At 67.1% G+C, this 7357-nt stretch carries 9 protein-coding genes; all 9 read right to left on the bottom strand.

Going from position 1 to position 7357, the window contains the following annotated elements; genetic code table 11:
- Positions 1 to 703: tripartite tricarboxylate transporter permease (locus tag JWR86_RS02800; RefSeq protein WP_299560446.1), on the bottom strand; the 703-nt coding region annotated here is incomplete at its 3' end.
- 69 nt (positions 704 to 772) lie between these two features.
- Positions 773 to 1279: a tripartite tricarboxylate transporter TctB family protein gene (locus JWR86_RS02795; protein WP_299560443.1), complete on the bottom strand. Its 507-nt coding sequence runs from the start codon at positions 1277 to 1279 to the stop codon at positions 773 to 775.
- Positions 1280 to 1313: 34 nt separating this feature from the next.
- Positions 1314 to 2315 (bottom strand): tripartite tricarboxylate transporter substrate-binding protein, encoded by a 1002-nt coding sequence (locus JWR86_RS02790; RefSeq protein WP_299560440.1) that lies wholly within the window; start codon positions 2313 to 2315, stop codon positions 1314 to 1316.
- Positions 2316 to 2558: 243 nt separating this feature from the next.
- Positions 2559 to 3320, bottom strand: a complete 762-nt coding sequence (locus tag JWR86_RS02785; protein WP_299560437.1) for an amino acid ABC transporter ATP-binding protein — start codon at positions 3318 to 3320, stop codon at positions 2559 to 2561.
- Complete coding sequence (locus JWR86_RS02780; protein ID WP_299560434.1) at positions 3317 to 4141, bottom strand: amino acid ABC transporter permease; 825 nt, start codon at positions 4139 to 4141, stop codon at positions 3317 to 3319. The genes JWR86_RS02785 and JWR86_RS02780 overlap by 4 nt, the downstream gene beginning before the upstream one ends.
- On the bottom strand, positions 4138 to 4884 hold the full coding sequence (locus JWR86_RS02775; protein ID WP_299560431.1) for an amino acid ABC transporter permease: 747 nt from the start codon (positions 4882 to 4884) through the stop codon (positions 4138 to 4140). Before JWR86_RS02775 ends, JWR86_RS02780 begins: the two co-directional genes overlap by 4 nt.
- 192 nt (positions 4885 to 5076) lie before the next feature.
- Positions 5077 to 5895, bottom strand: a complete 819-nt coding sequence (locus JWR86_RS02770) for a transporter substrate-binding domain-containing protein (RefSeq protein ID WP_299560427.1) — start codon at positions 5893 to 5895, stop codon at positions 5077 to 5079.
- A 104-nt stretch (positions 5896 to 5999) separates the two neighbouring features.
- Positions 6000 to 7172 carry an N-methyl-L-tryptophan oxidase gene (gene solA, locus JWR86_RS02765; protein ID WP_299560424.1) on the bottom strand — a complete coding sequence of 391 codons (1173 nt, stop codon included), beginning with the start codon at positions 7170 to 7172 and terminating at the stop codon, positions 6000 to 6002.
- On the bottom strand, positions 7169 to 7357 hold a 189-nt coding region (locus JWR86_RS02760), incomplete at its 5' end, for a hypothetical protein (RefSeq protein WP_299560421.1). The genes solA and JWR86_RS02760, both read right to left, overlap by 4 nt.

Genomic DNA, 7357 nt, shown 5'->3' with positions numbered 1-7357 from the left:
TGGCCCGGGTGCCCTTGAAGGCGAGGCCCTCTTCCATGGTGAGGAGGATTTCACCAACCCCGAACAGGCCGATCACCGCGACCAGGAAGTCGAACCCGCGAAGGAGCTCGACCGACCCGAAGGTCATTCGGAGCTGCCCGGTAACGGTGTCGATCCCGACCGCTGCCAGTGCAAAGCCGAGCATCATCGCGACCAGGACCTTGAAGGCCGGCTCCTTTCCCATGCCGACAAAGGAGCAGAAGGTCAGAAGATACACCGAGAAGAACTCGGCCGGTCCGAACCGGAGCGCGAACCGGGCGATCAGCGGCGCCAGGAAGGTGAGCAGCAGGACGGCCACGAAGGCGCCCACGAAGGACCCCGTGAAGGCGGCCGTGAGGGCCTCGCCCGCCTTGCCGTTCTGGGCCATGGGGTAGCCGTCGAAGGTGGTCGCGACCGACCAGGGCTCTCCCGGGATGTTGAACAGGATGGACGTGATGGCGCCGCCGAACAGGGCCCCCCAGTAGATGGAGGACAGCATGATGATGGCCGAGGTCGGCGACATGCTGAAGGTCAGGGGCAGCAGGATCGCGACCCCGTTGGCACCGCCGAGCCCGGGCAGGACCCCGATCAGCACGCCAAGCAGAATGCCGACAAACATGTAGACGATGTTCATCGGGTCGGCGAGCACGCCGAAGCCGTGGATCAGGGACGTGAACGCTTCCACCGGGACCTCCCGCGTCGCCGCCCCTGGTCGGGGCTACCGACGTCTGTGACGTGACGGTCTCGTGCCCCCTCAATAGCCCAGGGCGGCTTCGAGCGGCCCCTTGGGCAGCGGCACCTTGAACCAGACCTCGAACATCAGAAACAAAGCCACGGGCACCAGGATCGCGATCGGGGCGACCTTGGCGAGCGGGTACTTGCCCAGCCACACCATGAAGAAGGCGATGAAGATCGCGGCCGCCACGTAGATACCCAGGAAGAAGATGGCGCCGACGAAGACGATCGTCGGCACGAGCACCTGCAGAACCAGCTTCAGCTGCGATCGCTCCACGAAGTTCGACGTGTCGGGCTCGCTCGCAAGAAGGGTGCGCGCGATCGTGCCGAGGCTCGCGAGCAGCATGATGAGCCCGACATAGAAGGGGAAGTAGCCCGCGCCCGGTCCATCCTCGCCCCAGCGGGCTCCGATGCGCCAGTTCTCGTACATCACGAGAGAGGCGAGCCCCGCGAACAGACCCGCGACCACCAGCTCCATGGCGCGCGTGGAGACGGTCTCCTCGCGCGAACCTGATCCATCCGCCATCGCGTCCGCCCCCGAGCTTGCGTGCCCCTCGCGCTCACCGCTTGGCGACGAACCCGGCCTTTTCCATCAGGACCTTGTGCTCCTCGGCGGCCTTTTTCACCCAGGCCTTGTACTCGTCGCCGGACATGAAGGTGGTGTTGAAGGCGCCCTTCTCCATGAAGTCCTTCCACTCCGGCGTCTCGCGCACCTTCTTGAACAGCTCTACGTAGTAGGAGACCTGCTCGGCGCTGACCTTTGGCGGCATGAAGATGCCGCGCAGCATCAGGTATTCGATGTCGACCCCGGATTCCTTGCAGGTCGGCACGTCGCTCCAGGTCTTGCCGTCGCCGAGAGGCGGCGATGGCGGGATGCGCTTGGAATCGAACACGCAAAGGGGCCGCAGCTCGTTGGCCCGCCACTGCGCCACCGCCTCAATCGGGTTGTTGACCGAGGAGGTGACGTGGCCGCCGACGAGCTGGGCCGCGACGTCGCCGCCGCCCTTGTAGGGCACGTAAGTGAACTTGGCGCCGGTGGCCTGTTCCAGCGCCGCGGTGATGATCTGGTCTTCCTGCTTGGAGCCGGTGCCGCCCATCTTGAACTGGCTGGGTCCGCCGGCCTTGGCGGCGTCCACGTAGTCCTTGGCGGTCTTGTAGGGCGACTTGTTGTTCACCCACAGGACGAACTCGTCCAGCGCCAGCATGGCGACCGGCGTCATGTCCTCCCAGCTGAACGGAACGCCAGTCGCGAGCGGCGTCGTGAACAGGTTGGAGAGCGTGATGATGATCTTGTGCGGGTTCGCGGCCGAGCCCTTGGCGTCCAGGAAGCCTTCCGCGCCCGCGCCACCGGATTTGTTGATCACCACCAGCGCCTGCGGCATCAGATTGTGCTTCTGCACGATGCCCTGAATCACGCGCGCCATCTGGTCCGCGCCGCCCCCCGTTCCGGCCGGAACGATGAACTCGACCGTCTTGGTCGGCTGCCAGGCCGAGTTCGCCGGAGCCGCGGCAACAACAGTGGACAGCGCCAGCACGGCGCCCGCAAGACGTGACCCGACCATGCGTTTTCTCCGTTGCGACCGCATGGCGACGTGCCTGCGCTCGTCATTGAAGATCATGGTATGTGGTATATCAGAGGAGAGCAACAGGAAATTGTATTCGGAATCTTGTTGCTGATCAGGACTTTAGCCCACCAGATTACTTTCCTAGCGCGCCGGGGTGGGGCTGCGAGAAGCCCACATCAGGCCCGACGAGGCACTCCACTGGGAGCAGCTTCACGTCGCCTGCCCCGGAGCACGGGCGGATCAGAGGATCTGCGACAAGAACTGGCGCGTCCGCTCGTCCTTCGGGCTGGCGAAGAACTCGGCCGGCGGGCCGTGCTCCACGATCACGCCGCGATCGGTGAAGTAGATGTGGCCGGCGATCTCGCGGGCGAACCCCATCTCGTGCGTGACGAGGATGCAGGTCATGCCCTCTTCGGCGAGTTCCCGGATGGTGTTGAGCACTTCCTTGACGGTCTCCGGATCCAGCGCCGCCGTGACCTCGTCGAACAGCATCACCTGCGGCCGCATGGCGAGCGAGCGGGCAATGGCGACCCGCTGCTGCTGACCGCCGGACAGTTCACCAGGGTAGCTGTCCTCCTTGCCGTCGAGCCGCACCTTGCGGATCAGCAGCCGCGCCCGCTCCTCCACCTCGCGCCGGTCCTGCTTCAGCACGTGAAGCGGCGCCATCATGATGTTCTGCAGCGCCGTCTTGTGCGGAAACAAGTTGTATTGCTGAAACACCATGCCGACCTTGCGGCGCAGCGCGAGCTTGTCCAGCGCGGGGTCGTTGACCTCCTGCCCCTCGACCCGGATCGAGCCCCGGTTGATTGGCACAAGCGCGTTGATGCAGCGGATCAGGGTCGACTTGCCGGAGCCGGAGGGCCCGATCACGCAGATCACCTCGCCCTTCATCATGGAGAACGAGACGCCGCGCAGCACCTCCACGGTGCCGAACGATTTATGCACGTCGTGCAGTTCGACGATCGGCCGCTCGGCCGTCCAGGTCGGGGCCGCGGCGCTCATCGGACCTGGAACCGGCGTTCGAGCCGGGCCGTCATGAGGTCGATCGGGTAGCAATAGACGAAGAAGCACAGAAGCGCGAAGCCGTAGAGCGGGGCGAACAGTTCGGGCCGCCCGCCCTCGGCCGCATGAACCTGGCCGGTCAGGGTCAGCATCTCGGTGACGCCGACCACGGAGGCCTGCACGGTCGCCATGGTGATCAGGGAATACACGTTCATCCAGGGCGGTATCATGCGCTTGATGCATTGCGGCAGGATGATCATCCACATCGTCTGCCGCGGCGTGAAGGCGAGGGAATCGGCCGATTCCCATTGCGGCGTAGGCACCGACCGGACTGCGCCGCGCACGATTTCCGAGACGTTGGCCATCACCGGCAGCGCGAAGCCGATGATGGCCTTCAGCCAATCGGGGAGCGGGATCGTGACCCCGCCGATCCGAACCTGGAACGGGATCAGAAACATCGCGAAGAAGAGCAGCACGAGCCAGGGCGAGTTGCGAAAGAACTGCGTCAGCGCCCAGGCCAGCCCGCGCAGAACCCGGGAGGAGCCGAGCTGGGCGAGGCCGAGCCCGAACCCGGCCGCGGTGCCGATCGCCATGGCGGCAAAGGAGATCAGGAGATTGAATCCGAACCCGGCGAGCAGCAGCGGGGTCCACTTCCAGACCACGGCCAGCGGCGAGAGGGGGGCTCCGGACGCCTGGGCGAGCGCGGCGGGCGCGAGCGCCGCGAGGGCGACGGCGAGCATGACGAGATGCGCCCGGGTCAGTGTCGGCGGGCCGCGCTCTGGGGCCCGGAACGGCAGCAGGACGGGAAGCGCGCCCCTCATCGGCCGTAACCCGGGATGGCGAGCGCCCGCTCCCACCGGTGCATGATCCAGACCAGGAGCCCGACCAGCGCGATATAGGTCGCCAGCAGCACGCTCATCATCTCGGGCACGTTCTGCGATTCCGACCAGATCTGCTTCATGGCGTAGAGCGTCTCCGGGACCGCGATCGCGTAGGCGAGCGTCGTCGTCTTGAGCAGGTTGACGAGGTTGTTGTTGAGGGACGGGAGGCAGACGCGCAGCGCCAGCGGCAGCACGATGAACAGGTAGGCGCCGAGCCGCGTGTAGCCGAGCGCCTCGGCCGCCTCGACCGTGGTGCGGGGCACCGCCTCGATCCCGGACCGGAAGATTTCGACGTTGAAGGCCCCGGCAAAGAGCGACAGCGAGATGATGGCCCATTGCACGTTGTTGAGCAGCGGCTGGCGCAGGCCCGAGGCGTCGAAGCTCGCCGGCAGCAACGTGCCGAGGCCGAAATAGAAGAAGAAGATCTGCACCAGCGGCGGGGTGTTGCGGAACACCACCACAAAGCCGTTCACCAGCCGCCGCAGCAGAGCCACCGGCGAGCCCTGCAGCCAGGCGCCAACCCCGCCGATCACGATGCTGAGCCCGATCGACACGACGCTGAGATAGATCGTCGTCCAGACCCCGCGCAGGTAGCGATCGCGGTCGTAGGGGTCGTAGAAGACCGTGAAGTTGAGGCCGGTCGCCTCGTACAGGTTGCGGAAGAACTCGGCGACGGCATTCATGCGGGCGAGCTGCCGCCGCTTCGTGGCCCTGACGGGACCCGCCCGGAGGGCGCCGGAAGGGGCGCTCCGCCCCCTCCGAACCGCCCGCGCGGCGCAGGGCCCGGCCGCCCTCCCCCGTCCCGGGAGGGGAGGACACCTCCGCGGCTCCACCCTGGTGTCACGGCCGAGGGGCCCCGCCGGTCGGCACCGCCCTCAATTCGTAGCCGCGCCCTTGCTGGTCTCGTGCATCTTCAACGAATACTCGGTCGGCTGGATGCCCCACTTCTTTTCCGTGCTGACGATCAGCCCGGATTTGAACCAGTCCTTCTGGACGGCTTCGATCTCGGCCTGGAGCTTGGGGTTGTTTTTGGCCACCGCGATCATCCAGGGCGCTTCCAAGATGCCCTTGAGCGGCATCGCGTAATCAGCCTTCCACTCGTCGTCGAGCAACCGTCCCTGGATAAAGGTCTGGTCGTAGACGTAGCCGACGCAATTGCCCTGTTTCAGAGCGAAGAGCGGCTTTTCGGACCCGTCGAAGGCGACGATCTCAGGCCCGTAATTGCGGGCGACGTCTCGATTGTACCAGGCGCCCGTGGTGCCGCAGACCGGCTTTCCCTTCAGCTGCTCCCAGCTCGTGATGTTGGCCTTCTTCGCCACGAGCACGTTCACGAAATCGGAGTAATAGGGCGGGTCGATCCCCTGCACGACCTTGCGGCGCTCGGCCGTGTCGGAGAGCGTCGCGATGATGACGTCGATCTTGCCCTGGTTCAGAAACTCGATGCGGTTGGCGGAAACGACCGGCACGAGTTCGAGCTTCACGCCGAGACGCTTCGCCAGATCGCCGGCGAGGTCGGGCTCGATGCCGACGATGGCGCCCGACGGGTCGCGAAAGCCGAACGGCTTGTAATCGGCCTTGGTGCCGACAATCAGCGTGCCGCGCTGCTTGATGGTGTCGAGCACGTCCGCAGCAGCCGGCAAGGCGGCCGCGAGCGCGAGGGCTGAGGCCGCGAGTGCGGTCCGAAAAACCGACATGGGCTGATCTCTCCTGTGCCGCCGGGAGCGAGGCCGCGTCCGGCGAAGCAGTGTGTGACAGCCCGACCCGTTCGCACAAGACGGGCCGGCACATGCGGGGCGTTTCAGCCGAAGCGCGACACCCGGAACGGCGCGAGATCGACCGGGCTGCGCCCCATGGCGGCCAGCACCGCCACAGCCTCGCCAATGCCGGCCGAATGCTTGAAGCCGTGGCCCGAACAGGCGGAGACGGCCGTGACCCGGTCCATGTCCGGATGCTGGTCGATGATGAAGCCGCGATCGGGCGTGACCGTGTACAGGCAGGCCGCCGTCCGCTCGACGGCGCCGGTCGCGCCTGCGATCCGGCCGCGGACATGGCGGGCAAACATCTCCGCCGATTCCGCCGGTGACACCTGCCGGTCCACCGTCTCGGGCGAGGTCACGCTTGCGTATTGCTCGGTCGCGACCTTCACGCTCCCCTCGCCGGCCAGGCGCGGAAAGCCGTAGAGGTAGTCGGAATCGCCCCGCCCGTGCATCCAGATGAAGACCGGGCCGTTCTCCGGCATCGCGGCGGCGGGCTCGAGCGCGAACCAGTGCAGCACCTGGCGCGACACTTTGAGCAACCGGTCGAAGGGCGCGCCGAGCAGCGCCGCGTTCCAGGCCCCGGCAGCACAAATGGCCCGGCCGGCCCGCACCGTGCCGCGGTCGGTCTCGACGGCGACGCCCCGGCCGTCCTGCCGGATGGCCCGCACGGTCTCGCCGGTGCGGATCACGGCGCCGAGTTCGCCGGCGCGCCGGAGCTGCGCGGCGACGCAGCGCTCCGGCCGGACATAGCCGCCGCCCGGCTCGTAATAGGCGATTTCGTCGCCGCGCAGGCCGACGAAATAGGGGAAGCGCCGCGCCACCTCGGCGCCGTCCAGCATCTCGTGTGGGACCGCGAAGGCACGGGCGGCGTCGGCCGAGCGGCCCACGAAATCCTTGTGTCCGTGATGCGAGGTGTCACCGGAGCCCGGCCCGATCACCACCGCGCCGCAGGCGGCGAACAGCGCCTCGCCGGTCTCGGCTTCCAGCTCGCGCCAGATCTCGTGGGAGCGCAGCACGAAGGGCACGTAGCTGCGCCCCTCCCCGACGGCCTGGCGCGTGATCCGGGTCTCGCCATGGCTCGACCCCATGGTATGCGGCGGGGCGAAGCGGTCGATCCCGACCGCGCTGACGCCGCGCTTGGCGAGTTGGTAGAGGGCTGCGGCCCCGACCGCGCCGAGCCCGACCACGACGACATCGGCTCGCATCTCGCTCATCCGTGAACCCGGCCGGGATTCGAGGGCTGGCCGTGAACGTCGAATTGCGACCTGCGTCCCGGCCCGATCTCGCCGAGCGAGCCCTCCCTGTCGGCGAGGTCTCCGGTGGATGCGAACGCCTGGGCCATGCCGTCCTCCTTGGCCCAACGTTTGTAGCGCAAGCCACGCGGAGGTCCATGGCGGGC

Source organism: Enterovirga sp., from assembly GCF_028290205.1.
Classification (GTDB): domain Bacteria; phylum Pseudomonadota; class Alphaproteobacteria; order Rhizobiales; family Beijerinckiaceae; genus Enterovirga.
This window is presented reverse-complemented; position numbering and strand designations above follow the sequence as displayed.

What these genes read in the sequence shown, in the direction of transcription:
- solA (WP_299560424.1), bottom strand. Translation starts at nt 7,172, where the DNA reads ATGAGCGAGATGCGAGCCGATGTCGTCGTGGTCGGGCTCGGCGCGGTC.
- JWR86_RS02775 (WP_299560431.1), bottom strand. Translation starts at nt 4,884, where the DNA reads ATGAATGCCGTCGCCGAGTTCTTCCGCAACCTGTACGAGGCGACCGGC.
- JWR86_RS02785 (WP_299560437.1), bottom strand. Translation starts at nt 3,320, where the DNA reads ATGAGCGCCGCGGCCCCGACCTGGACGGCCGAGCGGCCGATCGTCGAA.
- JWR86_RS02790 (WP_299560440.1), bottom strand. Translation starts at nt 2,315, where the DNA reads ATGGTCGGGTCACGTCTTGCGGGCGCCGTGCTGGCGCTGTCCACTGTT.
- JWR86_RS02780 (WP_299560434.1), bottom strand. Translation starts at nt 4,141, where the DNA reads ATGAGGGGCGCGCTTCCCGTCCTGCTGCCGTTCCGGGCCCCAGAGCGC.
- JWR86_RS02795 (WP_299560443.1), bottom strand. Translation starts at nt 1,279, where the DNA reads ATGGCGGATGGATCAGGTTCGCGCGAGGAGACCGTCTCCACGCGCGCC.
- JWR86_RS02770 (WP_299560427.1), bottom strand. Translation starts at nt 5,895, where the DNA reads ATGTCGGTTTTTCGGACCGCACTCGCGGCCTCAGCCCTCGCGCTCGCG.